Source organism: Pleomorphomonas sp. T1.2MG-36 (assembly GCF_950100655.1).
GTDB lineage: Bacteria > Pseudomonadota > Alphaproteobacteria > Rhizobiales > Pleomorphomonadaceae > Pleomorphomonas.
Window position 1 is genome coordinate 57,802 of the sequence record NZ_CATNLY010000034.1, and the last position, 23,931, is coordinate 81,732.

At 64.0% G+C, this 23,931-nt stretch carries 17 protein-coding genes; 7 read left to right on the forward strand and 10 right to left on the reverse strand.

Annotated features, from left to right (window positions below; translation table 11 throughout):
* Positions 1–75: 75 nt before the first annotated feature.
* From QQZ18_RS16070 to QQZ18_RS16100, 7 genes are all read right to left on the reverse strand, one after another.
* A complete protein-coding gene (locus QQZ18_RS16070; RefSeq protein WP_284541961.1) occupies positions 76–1,296 on the reverse strand; it encodes an MFS transporter in 1,221 nt (406 codons plus the stop codon).
* Between the two features lie 119 nt (positions 1,297–1,415).
* Complete coding sequence (locus tag QQZ18_RS16075; protein WP_284541962.1) at positions 1,416–2,420, reverse strand: hypothetical protein; 1,005 nt, start codon at positions 2,418–2,420, stop codon at positions 1,416–1,418.
* 142 nt (positions 2,421–2,562) lie between these two features.
* The gene (locus QQZ18_RS16080) at positions 2,563–4,743 is read right to left on the reverse strand and encodes a mechanosensitive ion channel domain-containing protein (RefSeq protein ID WP_284541963.1); all 2,181 of its coding nucleotides are present in this window, start codon (positions 4,741–4,743) and stop codon (positions 2,563–2,565) included.
* 87 nt (positions 4,744–4,830) lie between these two features.
* Complete coding sequence (locus QQZ18_RS16085) at positions 4,831–6,639, reverse strand: ABC-F family ATP-binding cassette domain-containing protein (RefSeq protein WP_284541964.1); 1,809 nt, start codon at positions 6,637–6,639, stop codon at positions 4,831–4,833.
* A 17-nt stretch (positions 6,640–6,656) separates the two neighbouring features.
* Positions 6,657–7,508 (reverse strand): orotidine-5'-phosphate decarboxylase, encoded by an 852-nt coding sequence (pyrF, locus tag QQZ18_RS16090; protein WP_284541965.1) that lies wholly within the window; start codon positions 7,506–7,508, stop codon positions 6,657–6,659.
* Positions 7,509–7,679: 171 nt separating this feature from the next.
* Positions 7,680–9,083 (reverse strand): aldehyde dehydrogenase family protein, encoded by a 1,404-nt coding sequence (locus QQZ18_RS16095; protein ID WP_284541966.1) that lies wholly within the window; start codon positions 9,081–9,083, stop codon positions 7,680–7,682.
* A gap of 151 nt (positions 9,084–9,234) precedes the next feature.
* On the reverse strand, positions 9,235–10,761 hold the full coding sequence (locus QQZ18_RS16100; RefSeq protein ID WP_284541967.1) for an amino acid permease: 1,527 nt from the start codon (positions 10,759–10,761) through the stop codon (positions 9,235–9,237).
* 218 nt (positions 10,762–10,979) lie between these two features.
* On the opposite strand from QQZ18_RS16100, the gene cobU reads away from it, so the two are divergent.
* Positions 10,980–11,492 carry a bifunctional adenosylcobinamide kinase/adenosylcobinamide-phosphate guanylyltransferase gene (gene cobU / locus QQZ18_RS16105; protein WP_284541968.1) on the forward strand — a complete coding sequence of 171 codons (513 nt, stop codon included), beginning with the start codon at positions 10,980–10,982 and terminating at the stop codon, positions 11,490–11,492.
* Positions 11,493–11,876: 384 nt separating this feature from the next.
* Positions 11,877–12,713, forward strand: a complete 837-nt coding sequence (locus tag QQZ18_RS16110) for a sugar transferase (protein WP_284541969.1) — start codon at positions 11,877–11,879, stop codon at positions 12,711–12,713.
* A 180-nt stretch (positions 12,714–12,893) separates the two neighbouring features.
* Here QQZ18_RS16110 and QQZ18_RS16115 read toward each other — a convergent pair whose 3' ends face one another.
* Positions 12,894–13,499 (reverse strand): transglutaminase-like cysteine peptidase, encoded by a 606-nt coding sequence (locus QQZ18_RS16115; RefSeq protein ID WP_284541970.1) that lies wholly within the window; start codon positions 13,497–13,499, stop codon positions 12,894–12,896.
* A 445-nt stretch (positions 13,500–13,944) separates the two neighbouring features.
* Between QQZ18_RS16115 and QQZ18_RS16120 the strand changes: the two genes are divergently transcribed.
* From QQZ18_RS16120 to QQZ18_RS16140, 5 genes are all read left to right on the forward strand, one after another.
* Complete coding sequence (locus QQZ18_RS16120) at positions 13,945–14,346, forward strand: hypothetical protein (RefSeq protein ID WP_284541971.1); 402 nt, start codon at positions 13,945–13,947, stop codon at positions 14,344–14,346.
* A gap of 301 nt (positions 14,347–14,647) precedes the next feature.
* Entirely contained in the window at positions 14,648–16,804 is a 2,157-nt protein-coding gene (locus QQZ18_RS16125) for a GumC family protein (protein ID WP_284541972.1), read from the forward strand.
* A 161-nt stretch (positions 16,805–16,965) separates the two neighbouring features.
* Complete coding sequence (locus QQZ18_RS16130; protein WP_284541973.1) at positions 16,966–18,045, forward strand: efflux RND transporter periplasmic adaptor subunit; 1,080 nt, start codon at positions 16,966–16,968, stop codon at positions 18,043–18,045.
* On the forward strand, positions 18,042–19,157 hold the full coding sequence (locus tag QQZ18_RS16135) for an efflux RND transporter periplasmic adaptor subunit (protein ID WP_284541974.1): 1,116 nt from the start codon (positions 18,042–18,044) through the stop codon (positions 19,155–19,157). The genes QQZ18_RS16130 and QQZ18_RS16135 overlap by 4 nt, the downstream gene beginning before the upstream one ends.
* A complete protein-coding gene (locus QQZ18_RS16140; RefSeq protein ID WP_284541975.1) occupies positions 19,154–22,231 on the forward strand; it encodes an efflux RND transporter permease subunit in 3,078 nt (1,025 codons plus the stop codon). Before QQZ18_RS16135 ends, QQZ18_RS16140 begins: the two co-directional genes overlap by 4 nt.
* Positions 22,232–22,286: 55 nt before the next feature.
* On the opposite strand, the gene QQZ18_RS16145 is transcribed toward QQZ18_RS16140, so the two are convergent.
* Positions 22,287–22,985, reverse strand: coding sequence for a ribulose-phosphate 3-epimerase (locus QQZ18_RS16145; RefSeq protein WP_284541976.1), 699 nt, complete (start codon positions 22,983–22,985; stop codon positions 22,287–22,289).
* Positions 22,982–23,926, reverse strand: coding sequence for a carbohydrate kinase family protein (locus QQZ18_RS16150; RefSeq protein ID WP_284541977.1), 945 nt, complete (start codon positions 23,924–23,926; stop codon positions 22,982–22,984). The genes QQZ18_RS16145 and QQZ18_RS16150 overlap by 4 nt, the downstream gene beginning before the upstream one ends.
* Positions 23,927–23,931: the final 5 nt, after the last annotated feature.

Consider the following 23,931-nt stretch of genomic DNA (forward strand, 5'->3'; position numbering starts at 1 on the left):
CTGAACCCTACCCGACCGGCTCGCCACAACCTCCCCGGCGACGGCCGCATCTTGCCAAATACCTGCGATCCGTCGTCAGCTGCCGTCGAGCTTCTCGGCCCGGCGAAGGTCGGGGAAGATCACCGACCACAGGCCCGCGACGGCGAGCGTGCCGACGCCGCCAAACACCACCGCCGGCACGGTGCCGATCAGCGCCGCCATGCTGCCGGCGCGGAACTCGCCGAGCTCGTTGGAGGCCCCGACGAACACCATGTTGACCGCCGAAACACGGCCGCGCAGCTCGTCGGGCGTGGCGAGCTGGATGAGCGTCTCGCGCACATAGACCGAGATCATGTCGCCGGCCCCCATCAGGCCGAGGCAGAGGATGGACAGCCACGGCGTCAGCGAAACGCCGAACACCACCGTTGCAAGGCCGAACAGTGCGACGCCCAGAAACATCTTCACGCCGGCCATAGCCCGGATCGGGAAGCGCGCCAGAAAGGCTGCCACCAGGATGGCGCCAATGCCGGGCGCTGCTCGCATCATGCCGAGACCGGCCGGACCGAGCACCAGGATGTCGGACGCATAGACCGGCATCAGCGCGACGGCGCCGCCGAGCAGCACCGCGAACAGGTCGAGCGAGATGGCGCCGAGCACGAGCCGGTTGGAAAAGACATAGCGGAAGCCGGCCGAAACCGCCTGCCAGGCCGGCTCCTTCTCTCCCTGCTTCACGGTAATCGGCGGCATTGCCAGCATCAGCGCCACTGCGGCGGCAAGCAGCGCCACCGCCGTGCCGAAGGCGGCGAGCTCGGAAATACCGTAGAGCAGACCGCCGGCCACAGGCCCGCCGATGGCCGCTACCTGCCAGGACGACGACACCCAGCCGATAGCGTTGGCGAGCGCCTCGCGCGGCACGAGGTTCGGCACCACCGACTGCATGGCCGGCCCCATGAAGGCGCGGGCAATGCCCATCACCAGGAGGATGATGTAGATCGGCGCGACGCTCGGCGACGCCGTCCAGGACAGGGCGAACAGCCAGACGGCGGCGGCGGCTTCGACGCCGAAGCACGCGATGATGATCAGGCGCCGCGAAACGCGGTCGGCCACCGTGCCGGTGATGAGCACCAGCAGGAAAGCCGGCAGGAACTGCATCAGCCCCACATAGCCGAGCGCCATCGGATCGCGGGTGAGGTTGTAGACCTTCCAGCCGACGGCGACCACGACGATCTGAATGGCGAATGTGGCGAACAGGCGGGCCAGCCAGTAGAGGAGATACGGCCGGTGGGCAAAGGCGTTCGGCGAGGGCTGATGGCTCATGGGGTCGCTCGGGCACCGCGGCTCGGGAGTGACGGACGGTGACTTGTGATCCAGAACGGAGCGCCGAACAAGTCACCGAAGGCGTCTTGCAGTTCGGTTGCTGTGCCGTCTCGACCGTTTCACACTTCCTCGCGCCGCGCCCTCCGCACCGCGAGCCTGTGCCGCCCTTCCAGAAAGGCGAGAAGCGCCAGAGCGAAGAAAAGCGGCACCACGAAGTAGATGAGGCGGAACAGGATCAGCGCGGCGGCAACATCCGGCCGATGGGCAATGCCGAGGCCGGTCACCACCGTCGCCTCGAACACACCGACGCCGCCGGGGGTGTTGGCGGCCATGCCGGCCAGGAAGGCGATGGAATAGGTGACGAGATAGCGGGCGGCATCCGGCACCGCATCGGGCGGCAGCAGGACATAGAGCGTACCGCAGGCCGCGAGCAGATCGAACGCCCCGGCCAGCACCATCAGGAATGCCGGCTTGGCCTTGGGCATGCGCACCACCATGCCGCTCACTCGGATGGCCCGTCGCTTCCGCGCCAGCCAGATGATGAAGCTCGACAGCGCGACGAGGACGGCAATCCCGACCAGCCGGTCGATGTAGTGGTGGGGAAACACCGGGTACTGCGTCGTCGGCTCCAGCGTCAGCGCCAGTCCGAGCACGAACAGGATGCCGGACCACATGGTCAGCCAGCTCATGATGATCAGCCTCGCCACCACCGAGAAGCTGACGCCGACCATGGAGTAGATGCGATAACGGGCTCCACCGCCCGACAGCAGCGGAAAGCCCAGGGTGTTGGCGAAAACGTTGGCGATGAGGCCGCCGAACACCGCCCGCGCCAGACTGACCGAACTCGTGTAGTTGAGCGCGTGCAGCGCCAGAAGATCGTAGGTGGCAAGCGCGGCAAGGCCGCAGAAGGTGAAGACGAAGGCCAGCACGAAACGGTGGGCCGGCAGCGCCAGCGCGGCATCGTGGACGTCGGCGAACGACATCCTGGTCGCCATGTCCCACAGCACCCAGACGGCGCCGGCGATCAACACCACCGCGATGATCGGCCCAACCCACCTCACCGCAAGCGCAAACCGCCTCGTTGGCAGTTCCTCGCTGGTGTCGTCATCGGTGGGGGAGCTCAAGTCCGGTCATCTCCATCTGGGAGGCGAACGGGGCGCAGCCCCGTCTCAGGCCCTTCATTTAGAACGCCGACCGTTAAACGCAAATGTCTTTTTCAACAATTGACCAGTCAACGGCTTGCCGCCAGGGCGGCGCCCATCATGGTCAGAACGAGGAGGTAATACCGCGCTCGTCGAACACGTTCTTGACGAGCTCATTGTAAAGGCGGCCGATTCCCCACTGTTCTCCCGGCAGCGTCTTGATGCGGGCCTTCATCACCACGCCCGCCGCGGAGAACGAGACAACCCCCCAAATATCGAGCGGTTCCAGTATGACGGCGCCCTTCGGCCCGTCCATCAGCCGGTCGAACGCCTCCCGCATGGCGGACTTCGCCTCTTCGAGATCGGTCGCGTAGGCAACGTTGACCGACGCCGTGGCGAAGGCGAAGCCGCGCATGGCGTTCGAGACGCTGGTCACCGACGAGAAGGGGATGATGTGGTAGACGCCGTCGGCATCCCGGATGCCGACCGATCGGATGGTCAGCCGGTCCACGGCGCCGGTGAGGCCGGCCACGGTGACGACATCACCCTCGTTCATGGCGTTTTCGAACTGGATGAAGGCGCCGGTGATGATGTCCTGCACCAGCTTCTGCGAGCCGAAACCGACGGCAAGGCCGACGACGCCGGCACCGGCGACCAGCGGCGCTATATCCACCCCGAGCTGGGACAGCGTGAGCATGGCGGCGATGATGACGAGGACGATCGAGAACGCATTGCGGAACAGCGACAGCAGCGTGCGCGTCCGCGCATTGGTGATCCGGCCGAGCGACGGGTTGAGCCGATACTCCACCCAGCTCGAAGCGGCGAGCCATATGCCGCCGGCAGCAAGCAGGATGATGACGGCCGAAAGGATGCGGCCGACCGCTTCCGTACCGCCATCCGACTGGAACCAGGCGATGAGGTTGAGGACGCCCCAGCTCTGCAGCAGCGTCGCCACCACGATTGCCACCAGCAGCATGCGCATGGCGCGGAAGAACAGCGGCACCATCATGTTGAGCCGCGCTTCGAGCAGCGGCAGCGTCTTCTTGACGTCGGCCGGCAGGCGGACGCCGCCGGAGATGGCATGGGACAGCAAGCTGTCGACCAGCCCGCCGATGATGACGGCGAAGACCGTCTCGACCGTCGCCCAGGCCATGTAGTCGACCGCGTCGAACGGACGGCTCACCCAGAGAACGAACGCCACGGCGAGGTAGACGATGACGATGACGTGCCAGCCGTGGATGAGAAGCGCCAGGATCGTGCGCAGGACCGAGCTTTTCACCGGCTCCAGCAAAGGGAACAGGCCGTTTCTCACATCGTCGCGCTTGGCGGTCACCAGTATCGTGGCGCCGATGAGCGTGATCAACACCACGGCAAGGCGGAAACCGATGCCGACGGAAAAGCCGATCGCCTTGTTGACCAGCGGGTGTGCCACCAGCACGCCATAGCCGAGGAAGCTGATCAGGCGGCTGAGCCAGAGGTACCAGAAGCGCGCCGTCGCCGGTTCGAGATTGAACACCCTCAACGCCGGCCGGCGATATTGCAGGACGGCGGCAAGGCAGCTCTTCAGGAACTCGATCACCACGAAGGCGTCGATGAACAGGCTCTGCATCAGGTCGATGCGGGCGCCGCCTGACGCGGCGATGGCGTAGGCCGACGTGCCGAACCAGGCGAGACCGATCACGGCCCAGTCGATCAGGAGGGCAAGGCCGCTCCAGACGACCCGGCGCGGAAAAGGCTTGTCCTTGGCCATCCGTTCGACGGCGCCAAGCGGAAAGCGGGCGATGAAACGGGCAACGTTCAGCGTGGCGAAGGCAAAGACGATGATGATCGCAAGCGCAAGGCCCTGCTCTTGCACACCTTCCCAGTTGACCGCCGCGCTACCGTCGAAAAGCCGCGTCAGATTGCCGAGACCGCGACCGATCTTCAGCACCACCTCGACCACCTGCCGAGAGAGATCCTGCGTCACCGATCCGATTTCACGGGCAAGCGGCACGGCTGGCCTGTCTGCAGCGTCCGTCGTCGTCGTCGCATCGCTCGAGGATGCGGCGGCATCGCCCACCGCCGGCTGGGCCAGCTTTTCGAGCTCGCCGATCAGAACGGCGCGCGCGGCATCGTCCTTCAGGATGTCGATCAGGGCTTTCGCCGCCCCAGGAGACGTCGCGGGCGGACCGGCCGTCGCGCCCTCTCCCGTCGCAGCCGGTTGGGCCGGAACCGCGACTTGCGGCAAGGAAGGAACCGTCTGCGCCGATGCGCCGAAAGGAAGCGCGAGAGCGACGACCAGGACAAGGAAGCGGAATATGGGCATGATTCGTTGGATCATTCGGCCAAACTGCCCCCCTGTCTTGCCCAAAAGAGGGCAGTGCGCAAGCCGGCCACTCGGGGCAACGTACCATCAGCCCTCGAGTTCCTCGCGCAGCATCTCCAGCCGCAGCCATTCTTCCTCCGCCGCGGCCAGCGCCGCTTCGGTGGCGGTGAGCTTTTCGGTCGCCGAGGCGAACAGCTTGGGATCGCGTGCGTAGAGAGCGGGATCGTCGAGCACGGCATGAAGGCGCTTGGCGTCTTCCGACAGGGCATCGATGCGGCCGGGCAGCGTCTCCAGGGCATGCTTGTCCTTGAAGCTGAGCTTCGAGCGCACTTTCGGCGCCGGAGCGGCCGAGGTTTCCTTCTTCGGCGCGGGAGCGGACTTCTCCGTCTTCCTCGCCTCGACACCCTTGCCCCGCTGCGCCAACATGTCGGTATAGCCGCCGGCATATTCGAGCCAGCGCCCATCCCCCTCGCTCATCACCACCGAGGCGACGACGCGATCGAGAAAATCGCGGTCATGGCTGATGACGATGATCGTGCCCTTGTAGTCACCAAGCAGTTCTTCCAGAAGATCGAGCGTTTCGAGGTCGAGATCGTTGGTCGGCTCGTCCAGCACCAGCATGTTGGACGGTTTGGCCAAGGCACGGGCCAGCATCACCCGGCCGCGCTCGCCGCCCGACAACGCCGATAGCGGCGTCCGCGCCTGTTCGGGCGAGAATAGGAAGTCCTTCATGTAGCCGATGACGTGGCGCTTCTCCTCGCCGATCACCACCCAATCGCCCTTGCCCTCGGTGAGTGCGTCGGCGAGCGTCGTCTCGGGGTCGAGGCTGTCGCGCTTCTGTTCCAGCGTCTGCATGTCGAGGGACAGACCGAGCTTGACGGTGCCGCTATCCGGCACGAGATCGCCGGTGAGGAGCCTGAGCAGCGTCGTCTTGCCGGCGCCGTTGGGACCAACGATGCCGATGCGGTCGCCGCGTGCCACGCGGATCGAAAAATCCTTGACGATCGGCCGATCGCCGAACGACTTGGAGATGGATTTCGCCTCGATCACCAGCTTCGACGACGCTTCGGACTCGGCCGCCGCCATCTTCACCGCGCCCTGCGGTCCACGGTGTTCGCGCTTTGCCGTGCGAAGATCGGCCAGGAGATCGACACGGCGGACGTTGCGCTTGCGGCGGGCGGTGACGCCGTAGCGCATCCAGTGCTCTTCCGCCTCGATCTTGCGGTCGAGCTTGACGAGGTCGCGCTCCTCTTCCTCCAGCACCTGGTCGCGCCAGGCCTCGAAATGGGAAAAGCCGCGATCGAGCGTGCGCGTCACGCCCCGATCCAGCCAGACGGTGGCGCGCGACAGGTTTTCCAGGAACCGGCGATCGTGCGAAATCAGCACCAGTGCCGACTTCATCGACTTGAGTTCGCTTTCCAGCCACTCGATGGCCGGCAGGTCGAGATGGTTGGTCGGCTCGTCGAGCAGCAGGATGTCCGGCTCGGGAGCGAGCACATGGGCAAGCGCCGCCCGGCGGATCTCCCCACCGGACAGAGAGGATGTGGACTCGTTGCCGGTCATGCCGAGTTCGTTGAGCAGATAGAGCGCCCGGTAATGGTCGTCGCCGGGAGCAAGTCCGGATTCGACATACTCCAGCGTCGTCGCGAAAGCCGAGAGATCGGGCTCCTGCCTCAGGTAGCGCACTGTCTTGCCCGGCTGGAAGAAGCGTTCGCCATCGTCGGCTTCGACAAGGCCGGCGGCGATCTTGAGCAGCGTCGACTTGCCCGAGCCGTTGCGGCCGACCAGCGTGATGCGGTCGCCCTCGCCGACGGTCAGGTCGGCGCCGGTCAGAAGCGGCGTGGCACCGAAGGTAAGGTGGATGTTCTTGAGAAACAGAACTGGAGGAGAGGCCATATCCGGTATCGTCTCCGTCAGTTGCGCAACGCGAAGGCTTCGTCGGCAAGGCGCTCGACGACCTCGCGCAGCGCCATCCTCGACGGGCCGGCCGCCGCCACCTGCCGCGATACGTTCGGCAGCGTGCGCCTGGATGCCACCCGTCCGAAGCGAGACTTGAGATCGGCCATGGTGGCACCCTGCGCGCCGATGCCGGGCGCAAGGATCAGCGAGGTCGGCAGCCGCTCCAGTACCTCGTCGGCGTCGTCGAGTGTCGCACCGACCACCGCGCCGCAAGGACCGTTGCCCGTCTTGCCGAGCACCCCCCGATTGAAGGCGGTGAGATCATCGGCCAGCGCGTCGGCAACCGTGCGCTCGTCCTTCTGCCGGGCGGTCTGCAGCAGGATGCCGTCCGGGTTGGACGAACGGACGACGACGAAGAGGCCGGCCCCATGCTCGGCGGCCCGCTTCACCACCGGCTCCAGCGATCCCGAGCCCATGTAGGCGCCAAGCGTGATGGCATCGACGGGCGTCCCCGCATCCTCGCCGATCCAGGCGCCGGCATAGGCCTCGATGGTGTGGCCGATATCCATCCGCTTGATGTCGGCGATGACCAGCGCATCGGCCGAGCGGGCATGGCCGATCACTTCGGCGGCGGATTTGAGGCCCTGCCAGCCGAAGCGCTCGAAGAAGGCGATCTGCGGCTTGAACACGCCGACGATATCACCCACCGCCTCGACCATCTCCAGGCCGAAGACGCGCACGCCCTCGGCATTGTAGGGCAGATCCCAAGCCTTCAGCACCTCCGGCGCCGGATCGATGCCAACGGTGAGCGGCGAGCGGCGGTCGGCGATCGTCTCGAAACGGTCGGCGAAGGATATGACGGACATGGCGAGGTCTCCGGCGGGGTTTGGCAGGCGATATAGCGCATCGCGCGGAAAAGTGGGAACCGGTTTTCCGCGAAAGCGATGCGGCACGACACCGGACGAAGCAATCCGGCGCCTCCCTTGTGAGCCGGCGCTCTCCCTACGTGACCATCCGGCGACGCTTGTCGGGCGTTCTTAAGCCGGCGCCTTTCGCACATACCAGCTCTTCGGCCGCGTCAGGCCATGGAAGCCGAGCGGCGATAGCGCCGCGCCACGCCCGGTATCCTTGACGCCGGTCCAGGTGAGAGCGGGATCGAGATAGTCGCACCGGTTGACGAAGACGGTGCCGGTCTCAAGATCGCGGCCGATCGCCTCGGCAGCATCGAGGTCTTCGGTCCACAGCGAGCAGGTGAGGCCGTATTTCGAGTCATTCATCAGCCCGAGCGCCTCGGCGTCGTCCCGCACCTTCATGATGCCGACCGCCGGGCCGAAGGTTTCCTCGTTCATGAACACCATCTGATGATTGACCGATGTCAGCACCTGCGGCGCGATGTAGGGCGTACCCTCCTTGTCGGCGGGAAACAGCTTCGGATCGATGTGGGCGACGGCGCCGCCCCTGAGCGCTGCCGCGATCTGCTCGCGAACCGTTGCCGCGCCGCGGGCGCGTGCCATCGGCCCCAGCGTCACCTCGGGATCGGTGGGATTGCCGAGCACGTATTTCTTCGTCAGGTCGACGAGGCCGGAGACGAAGTCGTCGTAGACCTTCTCGTGCACATAGACGCGCTCGATGCCGCAGCAGCACTGCCCCGAATTGAAGAAGGCGCCGTCGGCGACGTTCTCGATGGCGAAATCGAGCTTGGCATCGGCTCGCACATAGGCCGGATCCTTGCCGCCGAGCTCCAGATTGATGGCGATGAAGGTTCCCACCGCCGCCCGCTCCATGGCGGCGCCACCGGCCACCGAACCGGTGAAAGCCACCATGTCGGCCTTTCGCGCGGCGATGGCCGCTGCCGTCTGATCGTGGGAAAGCACGATGTGCTGGAACACGCCCTCCGGCAAGCCGGCGGCATCGAAGGCATCCTGGAAACGCTCGGCGACCAGAAGCGTCTGGTCGGAGTGCTTCAGCACCACCGTGTTGCCGGCCATCAGCGCCGGCATCACCGAGTTGACGGTGGTGAGATAGGGATAGTTCCAGGGCGCCACCACGAAGACGACGCCAAGCGGCTCGCGGCTGATGAAGCGGTGGGCGCCATGGTCGCCATGCTCCAGGCCGCTGTCGAGGGTACCAAGGCTTTCGGCGGCAATCCGAGCCATGTGGCGGGTGCGCTGTTCGACGCCATTGAGCTCGAAGGGCGTATAGCGGATCGGCCGGCCCATCTGCCAGGTCAGTTCCTCGGCGATGCGCGGTCGCATGGCGAGCAGGGCATCGAGCGCCTGGAGGCAATAGCCGACGCGAGTATCGAGCGGCAACCTTGCCCATGCCTTCTGGCTATCGCGAGCCAGCCGGAACACGCGGTTCATTTCCGCTTCCGTGGCGATGGATCGCTCGGCATAGACCGATCCGTCCACGGGGGAGACGAGCGTCATGACGTCGGACATGGTGGAGTGGCTCCCTTCGGCGCTGAACGACATATGGCAAAGCACTGACTTCATCTCTGCATGCCGGCTCCCGCCAATCAAGGACGGCATTCGAAATGATACGAGGCGCCCGATGAAGGCGCCCCGCGTTTATCTGATCAAGAAAGAGGGCTTACTCGGCCGGAGCAGGCTCCTCCGTGCCGGGCCCGCCACCGCCATTGGCGTGGGCAATGGCAAACTCTTCCTCCGGCGACAGGATCAGCTTGTGACGGCCGACGAGCGCGAAATAGGCGATCGCCGCGGCAAACCACACCGCCACCCAGAGCACGCCCTTGGAGAAGTTCGGATCCTGTACCTGATAGTAGAGCGTGACCACCGCGATGACGATCGTCAGCACCGCGCCGGGGATACCGAGCGGGCTCTTGTAGGGGCGCTCGATGTCCGGCTGGTTGATGCGGAGCATGATGAAGGAAATGGCCTGCATGATGTAGGAGAACATGGCGCCGAATACCGCCATGTTGAGCAGTACCGAACCGATCGCTGCCCCGCCTTCGGCCGCGCCGAGCGCGAACCAGATCACCATCATCACCAGCAGGCCGGCAATGGAGCCGGTGACCATGGCGACGTGCGGCGTCTTGTACTTGGCGTGGGTCAGCGACAGCGCGGTCGGAAAATAACCGGCCCGCGACAGCGAATAGACCTGCCGGCCCTGCGCGTAGAGGATGGTGTGGAAGGAGGCGATCAGGCCGGTCAGCGCCACGATGCCGAGCAGCACGACGCCACCATCGCCATAGACGGCACGGAAGCCGTCCAGCAGCGGCTCAAGAGATGAGCCGAGATGGAAGGCGCCGACGCCGGCGACCGACGGGTTGAGAAGCACGATCATGAACGCCGAGAGGATCAGCGTGGAAATGCCGAGGATGATGCCCTTGGGCATGTCGCGCTTGGGATCGACCGATTCCTCGGCGGCCAGCGGCAGTTGCTCGATGGCGAGGAACAGCCAGACGGCAAACGGCAGCGTGGCGAGCACGCCGGAGAAGCCGAACGGGAACCATTCGCCACCGCCATCCGGCAGCTCGACGGCCGCCCCGTCGGAACCGACGCCGATGTTGAGCGCCCAGCGCGAGAAGTCCATGTTGGGAATGGCGCTGACCCAGAAGAACACCAGGACGGCCAGCGACAACACCGTCACCACCAGAGTCACCTTGAACGACAGTTCAAGGCCGAACACGTTGAGCCCGAGGAAGATCGCATAGAAAGCGATCCAGACGAGCGGCGAATAGGCAGCGTCGAGGCCGAGAATGGAGTTCACGTAGGCGGTGATGAAGGTGACGATCACCGCCGGCGTGATGACATATTCCACGTTCTCGCAGAGACCGGTGATGAAACCGCCCCACGGCCCCATCGCCGTGCGGGCGAAGGAATAAGCGGCGCCGGTGTGCGGCAGCGCCGGACTCATCTCGGCGATCGAGAAGGTGAGGCCGAGATACATGACGGCGATGATGGCGCCGGCGGCCATCATGCCGCCCCAGCCACCGGTGGAAAATCCGAAGTTCCAGCCGGAAAAATGGCCGGAAATCACGGCGCCGACGCCGAGCGCCCATAGCGACCAGATGCCGGCGTAACGCGACAGGTGCCGCTGCTCGAAATAACTGGCGTCAGCTTTCTTGTAGCTGACGCTCCCTTCAGACGTGGACATCGAGTTCCCCTTTTCTTTTTTGGCTCCACGCGCTCGATACGGATTTAAAGCCGGTACCCGTTCCCCGCCGAAGCAGGTCCCTGCGAACGGTGAGCGCGGAAGCTGGGGGTCTCTGTGCAAGGATCATGCTACTTTTGGCCAATAGCCGTTTGGTCTCCGCTTGCGCAAGGACCGCACGGCAGCTAGCCGATAAATTGACGCAATCGAAGGAGCGGCTCATGGCGCCGATCATATTCGTCCTGGGCGGGGCCCGTTCCGGCAAGAGTCGTTTTGCCGAGGAGCGGACTTGCGCCTTCGCGGCGAAGGAAAAGGTCTACGTTGCCACCGCCGAGTGCCATGACGAGGAAATGGAAAGCCGGATCGACCTCCATCGCGCGCGGCGAGGCGCCGGCTGGAGGACGATCGAGGCGCCGCACCGGCTGGCCGAGACCTTGTCCGCCGAAGCGAGCGACGACCGAGCCATCCTCGTCGACTGCCTGACGCTATGGCTGACCAACCGCATGCTCGCCGACGCCGATCTCGAGGCAGAGTACGAGTCCCTGGCCGTCGGCCTAAACACCGCCGCCGGACCGGTCGTGCTGGTGTCGAACGAAGTGGGGCTGTCCATCGTCCCCGAAAACGCCCTTGCCCGCCGGTTTCGAGACGAAGCCGGCCGCCTCAACCAGAAAGTCGCCGCCCTCGCCGACGAGGCCTGGTTCGTCGCCGCCGGCCTGCCGCTCAGGCTGAAGTAGTTCCGCGAGACCGACGGACGGCGAAAATACCCACGACCAAGGATTCGATTTGCCGGCAGGCAGGTGTGATATAAGTTTAATCAAAATTAACTATGGAGAGGGTGCAAAGGCTGGGAGTGTCGTGACCATGGTGTACGATTTCGGACCATTGGCGACGAATTCCGCATGGCACGAGGTTTGCATATCGGCCTGTTAGCAGGTTGAGCTTTGCGCTGTATGCATGGGCTTTCCGCTTTTCCAGGAGGCAACGCAGCTTGCGGGATTAGGGGAAATCCATTACTTTGGTAAATGTTTCGTTATTTCGGAGTGATCGTTGCGGCGATTTTGAGCCGGACTGTTTCCGAAGGTTTTTTAGAATTTAGTTTTTCAGTTTCGGGGGATGTAATGCGTCTAACGGACCTTACCCATGATTTTTCCAAGGGTGGCGCCGAAAGCTCGTCTGGATTGCGCGATCTGACGCCAGCCGAGGGCAGTTCTTCCGCTCGCTTCTTGGCCTCAGGCACCATGCGCGTGACGTCGACGTCGGCCTTTTCGGCTGGACAGACGGTTGCGCTGGCGTCCTACGGCGGCGCCACCATCGACGATGGTGAAGCGGCCGTCGCGGTCAACTGGCGCCCCGCCCATCTCGCCGCGAAACGGCTGATCGACATATTGGGAGCAGCCTTCGGCCTGCTCCTCCTGTCGCCGCTTCTCATAGCGGTTGCGGCAATCATCAAGCTCACCAGTGTCGGACCGGTGTTTTTCCGCCAGGAACGGACGGGACTGGGCAACAAGCCCTTTCAGATTCTCAAGTTCCGGTCGATGTATACCGACCGCTGCGATATCTCCGGCGTGGCCCAGACGATCGCCGACGACCCCCGTGTAACGCCGATCGGCCGGATCATTCGCAAGACCAACATCGACGAGTTGCCGCAGCTCATCAACGTCCTCTGGGGCGACATGTCGCTGGTGGGCCCCCGGCCGCACGTGCCGGGCATGCTGGCCGCCGGCGTCCGCTATGAAGAGCTGGTCCTCGGCTACGAGCGTCGCCACGCCATGCGCCCCGGCATCACCGGGCTCGCCCAAGCCAACGGCCTGCGCGGCCCGACCTCCGAGGTAGAACCCTCGGTCATGCGGGTCGTGCGCGACATCGAGTATATTCGCGACTTTTCGGTTTGGCTGGACATCCGCATTCTGTTCCGCACCGTGATCAACGAGATCCTGCGCGGCAAGGGTTTCTAGAGCGCGTCCGGCGAACTTCGGTTCGCCGACATGCTCTATCTCTTTGTTTTTACGCAACTACGGACGCAAAACCGGTTCCCACTTTTGCTGGAGTTGCTCGAGGTATCGGATGCGCAAGCGCCCCGCCGCCTTTCGGCGACGAGGCGCTGCCAGAGCAACGCGGCTCGATTAGCGAACGCTCTACAGGCGAACCCACATGCGCGGATTGTCCGGCGACTGCATGGATATGAACCGATAGCCCGTGGCGCTCCAGGGTTTGACCAGAGAGTTGAGATTGTCCAGCACGAAGTCGCCGCGGTCGGTGCGCACCATCAAGACCGCATGCGACTCGCCTCGCCGGGTAACGACGCTCGTCATCAAGAGGGAAGAACTGGGGAAGCCCTTGCGCATCAATGCGGCTCGCTTGGTCAACGCATAGTCCTCGCAGTCACCCGAGGAGCCGCCGATCTTCCAGACATCGACCGTTCCGGACTCGGCCTGCGGACGCATCGCACCATTGATTTCGCGATTGATACGATCGATCAAGCCGAGCGTGTCGATGGTCAACCGAATGCTGCCGGCGGACGCCGACACATTGCGCGCCCGCTGAACCTTGCAAGCGGAAGGGACGGTCGCGCACATCACGTAAAAGCCGCTCGGACCCAGCGTCGGGCCCTTGGCATTGACCTTCCCGGCGACTGGCAAATCCAGGCTCTGCTTGGGAACATTCAGAAAGCCAGCCGACGCCACGTGAGGAAAGAGACAAACAACAGCCGAAACCACCAGCGTCCGGATCAACTTGTTCATGACAACAAACTCCGCCAAGCCTTAAGTGGGTTCAGTAGACCATATTTCCTTTGAGATTCTGTTAGTTAGCGTGGGCAACAAGTTCGTGATGTCGAGCGGATAAATCGAAGCAAATACAATTCAAATTTTAAGTAAAACTCTGCCGGCAGTGTTAACCGTGTTCCCGAATTTCCGCAGCGTGATAGAGCCGCCTCTCGCCGTGACAGGTATGGCGAATGGGAAGATCTGGCTGCCGAGTCAGGGACGAAAAATGCCGAAATTCAGCGCGTTCCGAAGAGCGATCGAGGCCGAATCGATGCATGTCGGCCCCACCTAGGAAAAACACGCAGACGGGAGAAAACTCCGCTTGCACGCCATCAACTACTTAATGTAAACTATCGGAAAATGTGGCGACGGGTGGGGCTAGGCGCTCCAATTTGATGCAACTTTATAGGAGACAATCAATATGACCAGATTTTTCCTTTCTGCTTCCCTTGGGACGGTAATGGCGTTTTCGTCGGTCGCGAGCGGTTTTGCAGCGACCACTGCAATTGGTTTGGTCGACGAGCTTCAGGGAACCGGCGTTGACACTGCCTATGTGACGGCCGCTCAGAGCTCCTGTGCCTCTGGCACTGCCTCTGAGTGCATTCTGGCGCTTCAGGCACTTCTGAAAGCCCTGCCCGCCAATCTGCCCGCCAGCGTGATCGCTCAGGTCACCGAGTATGTGACGACCACCGCCGGTAGCCGCGCTGACGTCGTGGCAAGCCCCCAGTTGGTCAGCCTCAATGACACGCTCGCCTCGCTCGGCTCGTCTCAGGTCACGGGCTCCGTGAACCCCGATGACAATCCGGCCAGCCCCGGCGCCTGATCGAGTTAGCCGCTTCCAAATAGGCTTTCACGCCATCCTGAAAACCGTGGCTCTCGAAACATAGGGCCGCGGTTTTTGAATGTCGATCTGATGGATGGGGTGGTGGTTCCGGGCTTGGGCTGCCACTGATATTGTGGCTGGCAGAGCATCTTTTTCGGGGCCGAGCCTCTTCCGTGTGGGACTAAATTTCGCGCATTTTTCTCGCATGACAGCACTGCATTTCGCTCAGTGTCGCTTGGTCGGCGGCGCGATTTCGGTCATAGTGGTCGCGCGGGAGTAGGTTCAAGGAAGTTTTCTTCAAATGGATTCATCCGAGTTCGATGTTCGCAATGCAATTGGTCTCGTCCGTCGCCAGATCTGGCTCATTCTTTCAACAGTTCTGATTATCGTCGGGTTGGCAGCCGTCTACGTTTTCCTGCAGACGCCAACCTATACCGCCTCGACGCTGATCCTGGTCGATCCCCGGCAGAAGAACGCCCTCGACCCGGAAAGCCAGATGTCACTTCTTCCCACCGACAACGCGCGGGTGGAAAGCGAAGTCGAAATCCTGAAGTCCCCCTCGACCCAGATCGGAGCGATTTCCCGCCTTGGGCTGGTCAAGGATCCAGAATTCGGCGTCAAACTCAGCACAGTCGACCGCTTGATGGTTTTCTTCAAGATCAAGTCGACGGAGAACTTGCTGGCCGATACCGACGCTCAATTGCGCGCGGTGTTGACCCGCTTCTCCAACAACGTCACCATCGCACGGCGTGGCCTGACCTACGTCATCAGCGTATCCGCCACCTCTTCCGATCCCGCCAAGGCGGCACTGATCGCCAACACACTGTCGTCGACCTATATCGACGCCCAGGTCGACGCCAAGATCTCCAATGCGCTGAGCGTGCGCGACGCCCTCAACCGCCGCCTCGTCCAGGCCTCGACAACCATCAACGAAAACGAGAACCGCATCGACGCTTTCGTCAACGAGAACATCGAGAAGGTTTCGAACGAGAGCACCCGCGCCGACATCTCGGCCATGCGATCCAGTCTTGAATCGCTCAAGGCCGAGAGCATATCGGCGCAGTCGCTGCAGGCGAGCGTTTCCACCCTTGCCGCCAACAAGGACTGGGACGGCATCGCCGCCCAACTGCGGTCGGATACGGTCAGCCAGATCAAGGCCGAACGCGACAAGGTGCTGGCCGACATCGGCAATGCCGCCGCCGGCTCGAATCGCGAGAGCAACCTGCGCGCCAGCCTCTCCCAACTCGACAAGCGCCTTGCCGATCAGGTGAACGTCGAGCTCGGCACGCTGTCCGATCGTGTCAAGACGGCGCAACAGGAACAGGACCGCCTGCGCACGTCCATCCGCGACACCGTACTGTCCAGCAACCTTACCAACGACGTCATGGTCAAGATCTACGAACTCCAGCAGGAGTCGTCGGTTGCCAAGACGCTCTATCAGGACCTGCTGCAGCGCCTGCGCGGCGTGGAAACGCAGGCCGACCTTCAGCTTGCCGACAGCCGTATCGTATCCTCGGCATTGCCCCCTGACGCGCCCAGCGCCCCGAAGACCAAGCTGATCCTGATGCTGGCTCTTGTCGCCGGCCTGGGCCTGGGCTTGGGACTGGCCTTCCTCAACGAGAACTTCATCGGCGGCTTCACCTCCGACCAGCAGTTCGAGGCGGTGCTCGGCGTGCCCGTCATCTCGTCGATTCCGCTTCTGTCGCGAGCTGGGCGCTCGATAACGGAACGATCGCAGGTGGCAAGCGAGCTTCTCGACCACCCTCTCACTGCCTACAGCGAGTCGATCCGGCGGATTCGCCTCGGCCTTGAGAACATGCTGAGACGCAAGTTGCAGGACAAGTCTCGCGAAGGCGGCCTGATCGTCATGGTCGGCTCTGCCATCCCCGGCGAGGGCAAGACCACCACGGCCATTGCCATCGCCCGCGCCTTCGCGCTGTCGGGCAAGCGCGTCCTGCTCGTCGATTGCGATCTCCGGCGGCCGTCGATCGCCCCGGCACTGAGCTTGACGCCGGAAAACGGCCTTTCCGACTACCTGACGCTCTCGCTCGATTCCCAGTCCATTCGTCAGTTCGTCACCAAGGACAAGGTGCCGGGCCTCGACATGATCGTCGGCAAGAACACCCACAGGACGTCGACCGACAGCCTGATCGAAACGGCTCAGTTCAATCTCCTGATGGAACTTGCCAAGGAGCGCTTCGAAATCATCGTGCTCGACACGCCGCCGATCCTGCCGGTGGTCGATGCCCAGTATCTTGCCACCCGCGCCGACATCGTGACGCTGGTCGTTCACTGGGCCTCCACCTCGCAACGCGACGTCCGTTCCGCCATCAACGACCTCAGGACGACCGCCGGCGAGGACCTCCCCATCGCCGCCGTGCTATCCAAGGCCGAGCTTGGCGTCGGGTCCTATCGGAACAAGTACAACAGCTACTACTATTACGCTCCCGAAAGCTGATGGCGCTCAGCCAAGGAGCTTCGACCACCGGTTCTGGCAGCGGATTCCTTGAGAGTCCGTTTGCCATGGCCTTGCCCGAATGCCGCGCCTCACCGTCCTTCGTTGACCTCGGGGACTGTCGAGACTAGAGCTTGGCATCCCCACGCTTGACGGAGCCTCCCGTGAAGCTTCTGCTGCCCCTGATCGTCGCGTGCTCCATCGTTTCGTCGTCCGCTCTTGCCGGCGATCCGCCGAGCCCCGGAAGCCGCCCGATCGCCGTCCGCACAACCACCGCCAAGCTCGAGCCGTACGCCGAAACACTGGTTCTGACCGGTGAAGTTCGCGCGCGCACCTCGTCTCAGCTGTCCTTCCGTGTCTCGGGACGGATTGCCGAACGCTTCGTCGACGTTGGCGACCACGTCAAGGCGGGACAACTTCTCGCCCGTCTCGATCCCAGCCAGCAGCAGGCGGACGTCGCCAACGCGGAGGCAGCTCTCGCGGCCGCGGAAGCCGGCGCGCGCCAGGCCGCGTCGGCCTTCGACCGCCAGAAGGCCCTGCTTGACAAGGGCTTCACCACGCAATCGGCCTTTGACGCCGCCACGAAGGCGGTACGGACGACCGCCGGCACCGTCGATGCGGCCAAGGCGGCTCTCGATATCGCTCGCGCCAATCTCGCCTACACAGAGCTGCACGCCGACACCGATGGCGCCGTTACCGCCCGCACAGCCGATGCCGGAGAGATCGTCGCCGCCGTTCGCCCGGTCTTCGTGGTCGCCGTCGATGGTCCGCGTGATGCCGTCTTCGATGTCTACGAGCAGTTGTTCCTGTCTCTCACCGAGCTTCCGGACATCACGGTCGGCCTCGTCAAGGATCCGTCCGTCTCGGTATCGGGCAAGGTGCGGGAGATATCGCCCACCGTCGAAACGCGAACGGGCACGGTGCGCGTCAAGGTCGACATCGGCACGCCGCCTGTCGTCATGAGCCTCGGCGCACCGGTCACCGGTCGCATCGATGGGCGAAAAATGCCGGCGGTATTGCTGCCGTCCAGTGCGCTGGCGGAAAAGAACGACGCCGCCGCGGTCTGGGTGGTGACGGCCAACGGCACGAGCGCGGAACTTCGCCCGGTCGGCATTGCCGGCTATACGACCAAGGACATCGTGATCGGCACCGGTATCGCCGACGGTGATCGCGTCGTCATCGACGGCGGCAAGCTTCTTCGCCCCGGAGCCACCGTGGAGATCGTCGGGGAGGAGGCACCATGAACCGCCATCTGGTGTTTGCAGCCTTCGCCGGCCTCCTGCTCGCCGCCTGCCAGGAGGAGACGGCGCCTCCAACAGCGGTGCGGCCCGTCCTGTCGGCCCGTGTGGCCGTCGATGAGGCCGGTCCGCAATCCTTCGTGGGAACGGTCGAGGCACGCGACAAGGTCGATCTGGGCTTCCAGCTGCTCGGCCGGTTGTTGACGAGAACCGTCGATGTCGGCGATGTGGTCCGGTCCGGCGAAGTTGTCGCCACCATCGACCCCACCACGCTCGATCTCACCGTCCGCTCCGCCGAGGCTGCACTCGGCAACAGGCGAGCCGAACGCGAGAATGCGGCCGCCACCGTCACGCGTGTCGAGGCGCTACGCGCGACCGGCACGGCAGCGGAAGCCAGCCTCGAGGACGCCCGCACCGCCTACGACGCCGCGGATGCCGCCGTTCGCCAGGCGGAAGCCGATCTTGCCAAAGCGCGCGACGCTCTCGGATATGCGGAACTCAGAGCAGGCTTTAACGGCATCGTCACCGCAACGGGTGCCGAGCCCGGCCAGACTGTAGCCGCCGGCGAGAGCATCGTCACCATCGCCAAGCCCGATCCCCGCGACGCCGTCATCGACGTACCCGACTGGCTGGTCGGCACCCTGAAATCGGCGGTGTCTTTCGCCATCGCTCCGCAGATCGCGCCCGACCAAACCATCGTCGGCCAGCTACGCGAGATCGCACCGGACGCCGACCCCCTCACCCGGACCCGCCGCCTCAAGATCGCGCTGACGGACCCGCCGAGCCTGTTCCGCCTCGGCTCCACCGTCGAGGTCAGGACCGATCGACGGGCAAGCCCGACCATCACCCTGCCCGAGGCTGCCGTGCTGACGCGCGATGGCGGAACCTTCGTGTGGGTCATAACGGTCAACGAGACGGGTAGCTCGGCGCAACGCGAAGGCACCGTGGCCCTGAGGCAGGTAACCACCGCGCCGGCCGATCAGGGGCGTCTTCACATCGTCTCCGGTCTTTCGGCCGGTGAGCGGGTCGCGATCGCCGGCGTTCACAGCCTTCAGGACGGCCAGAAGGTCCTCGTGCCGGCGGACGGCACTAGGGGCTCCGAGGGAGACGCATCGTGAAGAGGTTCAATCTCTCCGACTGGTCGCTCGATCACAAGTCCCTCGTCTGGTACTTCATGATCGTCTTCACGCTGTTCGGCGTGTTCTCCTACATCAATCTCGGCCGGGAAGAAGATCCCTCCTTTACCATCAAGACCATGGTGGTTCAGGCCTACTGGCCGGGCGCCTCGGTCACCGAAATGACCCGGCAGGTCACCGACCGCATCGAGAAGAAGCTGCAGGAGCTGCCGAACCTCGACTTCACGCGCAACCTGACGCGGCCCGGCGTCACCACCGTCTTCGTCAACCTGCGCAACGACACCAAGGCCGCCGAGGTCGACGGCACCTGGGTGCGCGTGCGAAATCTCGTCTCCGACATCAGGGCCGAGATGCCGGATGGCGTGGTCGGCCCCTTCTTCAACGATGATTTCGGCGACGTCTTCGGCAACATCTACGCGTTGACGGCAGACGGCTTCACGCCGCGCCAGCTCCGCGATTATGCCGAGGCCATTCGCACCCGCATTCTCTCCGTCGAAAATGTCGGCAAGGTCGACATCGTCGGCGCCGAGGACGAGGTGATCTACCTCGAGTTTTCGCCGCGGCAGCTCGCGGCCTACGGCGTCGACGAAAAGGCGGTGCTGACCACGCTGGCCGAACAGAACGCCGTCAATCCGTCAGGCACCATCGAGACCGGCTCCGAACGCGTGTCGGTGCGAGTGTCCGGCGAGTTCCGCTCTGAAAAAAGCATCGAGGCGGTCAATCTCCGTGTCAACGGGCGCTTCTTCCGCCTGTCGGACGTGGCGAAGATCAGCCGTGGCTATGCCGATCCGCCGACCGAGCTGTTCCGTTACAACGGCGAACCGGCCATCGGCATCGCCATCGGCATGCGGGCTGGCGCCAACCTCCTGAAGTTCGGCGACGCGCTCCGGGCGGAGATGGCAAAAGTCGAGGCCGAGCTTCCGGTCGGCATCGCCGTGCATCAGGTCGCCGACCAGCCGAAACTGGTTGAGAAGGCGGTATCCGGCTTCACCCAGGCGCTGTTCGAGGCGGTCGCCATCGTCCTGCTGGTCAGTTTCCTCAGCCTCGGCCTCAGGGCCGGCGTGGTGGTGGCGCTATCCATTCCACTGGTGCTTGCCATCACCTTCATGGTGATGGAGGCCTCGGCCATCTCGCTGCAACGCGTGTCGCTCGGCGCGCTGATCATCGCGCTGGGTCTCCTGGTCGACGATGCGATGATCGCCGTCGAGATGATGGTCGCGCGTCTCGAGAAGGGCGACTCGCTCAGGAAGGCGGCCACCGCCGTCTATACATCCACCGCCTTTCCGATGCTGACCGGCACGCTGGTCACGGTGGCCGGCTTCATTCCCGTCGGTCTCAACTCGTCGATGGCCGGCGAGTTCACCTTCACCATGTTCGTCGTCATCGCCGTATCCTTGCTGGTGTCCTGGATCGTCGCCGTCGTGTTCACCCCGCTGATCGGCGTCACGGTGCTGCCGGCGAAGCTGAAGCATCAGAAAGCTGAGAAGACGCGCTTCACCCGCGGCTTCGAGCGCCTGTTGGTCATCGGCCTCCGCAACCGCTTCATCGTCATCGCTCTGACGCTGCTCGCTTTCGGCGCGTCGCTCTATGGGCTCACCCGTGTCCAGCAGCAGTTCTTCCCCGACAGCGACCGTTCCGAGCTGATCGTCGATTTCACATTGCCGCAGAACGCCGCCATTGAGGAAACCGCCCGCGTGATCTCCCGTTTCGAGACGGACATGCTGGCCGGCAAGGATGGCGTCGACCACTGGTCATCCTATATCGGGCGCGGCGCGGTGCGCTTCCTGCTCACCTTCGACCAGGAACCGTCCGCCCCCTATTTAGGCCAGATCGTCGTGGTCACGCGCGACGAGGAGACGCGCAACCACCTCAGGGCCGAGTTCTCCGACTATCTTCGCCGCGCCTTCCCCGGCGTCGACAGCTTCGTCCGCCTGCTGGAAATCGGCCCGCCAGTCGGGCGGCCCGTCGCCTACCGTCTTTCAGGGCCGGATATCGAAAGCGTGCGCGAAACCTCCGGCCGTCTCGCCGCCATCGTCGCCGCCAATCCCCACGTCGACAACGTCGTGGCCGACTGGGGCGAGCCGGGGCGCGTCGTCAAGGTCGACGTCATGCAGGACAAGGCGCGGCTGCTCGGCGTCTCCTCGCAGGACATCTCCAACGCCCTCTACAGCATCATCGGCGGCGCCACGGTTACCAAGATCCGCGACGACATCTACCAGATCGACGTCATCGGCCGCGCGGTGCCCGAAGAGCGCAACTCCATCGAGACCCTGAAGAACCTGCAGCTCGCCACGCAGACCGGATCGAGCGTACCGCTCGCCGCCGTCGCCAATCTCCACTACGAGCTCGAACAGCCGGTGGTGTGGAGCCGCAACCGTCTACCCACCGTCACCATCCGGGCAGCTCGCGCCGACGCGACCCAGGCGGACACCATCGTTGCCCAGCTTCGGCCTGATATCGACGCCTTCGCCGCCACGCTGCCGGCTGGCTACAAGGTGGAAACGGCCGGCTCGGCCGAGGAGTCGCAGAAGGCGATGGCGCCCATCGTCGACGTCGTGCCGCTGATGGCCTTCATCATGCTCACGGTGTTGATGATCCAGCTCCAGAGTTTCAGCCGCCTGGTGCTGGTGGTGGCGGTGGCGCCGCTGGCATTGATCGGCGTGGTCGCTGCCCTTCTCCCGACGGGCGCACCGCTTGGCTTCGTCGCCATTCTCGGCGTGCTGGCGCTGATCGGCATCCTCATCCGAAACTCGGTGATCCTGGTCGACCAGATCGAGCGGTTAAGGGCCGATGGCATGCCGGCGTGGAACGCCGTGGTCGAGGCAACCGGCCACCGCTTCCGGCCCATCGTGCTGACGGCACTGGCGGCCAGCCTTGGCCTCATTCCGATCGCCAACGAGGTGTTCTGGCAACCGATGGCCTTTGCCATGATGGGCGGCATCATCGTCGGCACGGCCCTGACGCTGATCTTCCTGCCGGCGCTCTACGTCACCTGGTTCCGCATCCGCGAGGAAAGGGCCGACGAGCCGACGCCGGCCGCCCCTGTCGAAACGTAGACCCAGCTACTAGGGCCGCTTTCTCTTGAGCGGCCCTATCCCACTCACAAGCATGTCAGGCGGCCGACAGCGTCTTGCGCAGATCGTTGAGCTTGCCGACGCTGCCGGCGATGTCGTCGCGCGAGATGCATGTTGTGCCGCCGACGAAGATATCGACAAGACCGCTGCCATAGTCGCAGATGTTCTGCGTGGACACCCGACCATCGATGCTGATCGCCGTGTCGCAGCCGCGCGCATCGATCAGCCCGCGCAACTCGCGGATCTTGCGGTCTGCGAAAGCGGCCTGCTTCTCACCCTTGTTCCAGGCATAGCCGGGATTGATCAGCATCAGCAGAACGGCGTCGCACTTCTCGATGACGCAATCGAGCATGCTCACCGGGGTCGCGGGCTTGAGCGCCACGCCGGCCCTGACGCCCTTGGCGCGGATGCGGTTGAGCTGGTTGTCGACATGACGCTCCGACTCCAGGTGGAAGATCAGTTGCTCGACACCGATGTCCATCAGCTCGTCGACAAAATAGTCATTGTCGGTCGCCATCAGATGCACATCGAACTTCAGCTTGGTGAGTTGGCGCAGACGACGGACGGTCTCGAGGCCGAGCGGCAGACTGGGGCTGAAATGACCATCGATGATGTCGACATGCAGAACCTCGATGCCGGCCGCCTCGCAGGCCCTCACCTGGGTTTCCAGGTTGCAGAGGTCGAGACAGATCAGAGAGGGCGCCACAAGGCAGGAATTGCGCCAGGAAAAGGTCATAGGACACCTTCCGTTATGATGAGGGACAGGATTTCGTCGCGCGTCGGCAAAGCTGTGATCGCTCCCTTGCGGCGCACACAGAGCGAACCGGCCGCCGCCCCATAGGCGGCGGCGTCGCGCAACAAATCGAGAGAGAGGTCAGCGACACGCGACACGCCGTGATTGACGAGATGCGACAGGAAGGCACCCCAGAAGGCATCGCCGGCGCCGGTTGCGTCTACCGCCACGGCCGGCACCGGCGGCACATGGATGGTCTCACCGGCGAAGTGGCAGCGCGCGCCGCGCGCACCCAGCGTTTCGACGGCGACAGCAATGCCCTGCGTTTTCAGGCAATCGGCGAGTCCCGCCGCCCCACCGACCAGATGGACCTCTTCCTCGGACACCTTGAGGAGGTCCACGAAGGGCAGCGCCTCGCCGATCCTCACCGTGGCATCGCGTTCGCAAACCCAAAGCGGCGCCCGATAGTTGACGTCGAAGGATACGAGTTTGCCGTGCGCGCGGGCGAGGCGCAGCGCCTCGAGCGTCGCTTCGGCGGATGGCGATCGGGACAGCGAGCACGAGCCGATGTGAACGATTGTCGCTGCGTCGACCACCTCGGGGCGGATGTCGGCGGGGGTGAGCAGCATGTCGGCGCCCGGCTTTCGAACGAAGGTGAAGCTGCGCTCCCCGTCCTTGCCGAGCGTGACGAAGGTCATTGTCGTCACTGCGTCATCGGTCAATCTTTTTAGCGCCACTTCGACGCCGTTCTCTTCGAGCGTCGCCACCAGGAAGCGGCCGAAATCGTCATTGCCCATCAAACCGAGAAAGGCGGCCGACGCCCCGCTCCGCATCGCGGCGATGGCGACATTGGCGGGCGCGCCACCGGCATTGCGCAGATAGCTGCCTGGCTCCGAGCCGGGAAGAAAGTCGATGACCATTTCGCCGATGCAAAGAAGATCCACAAGCC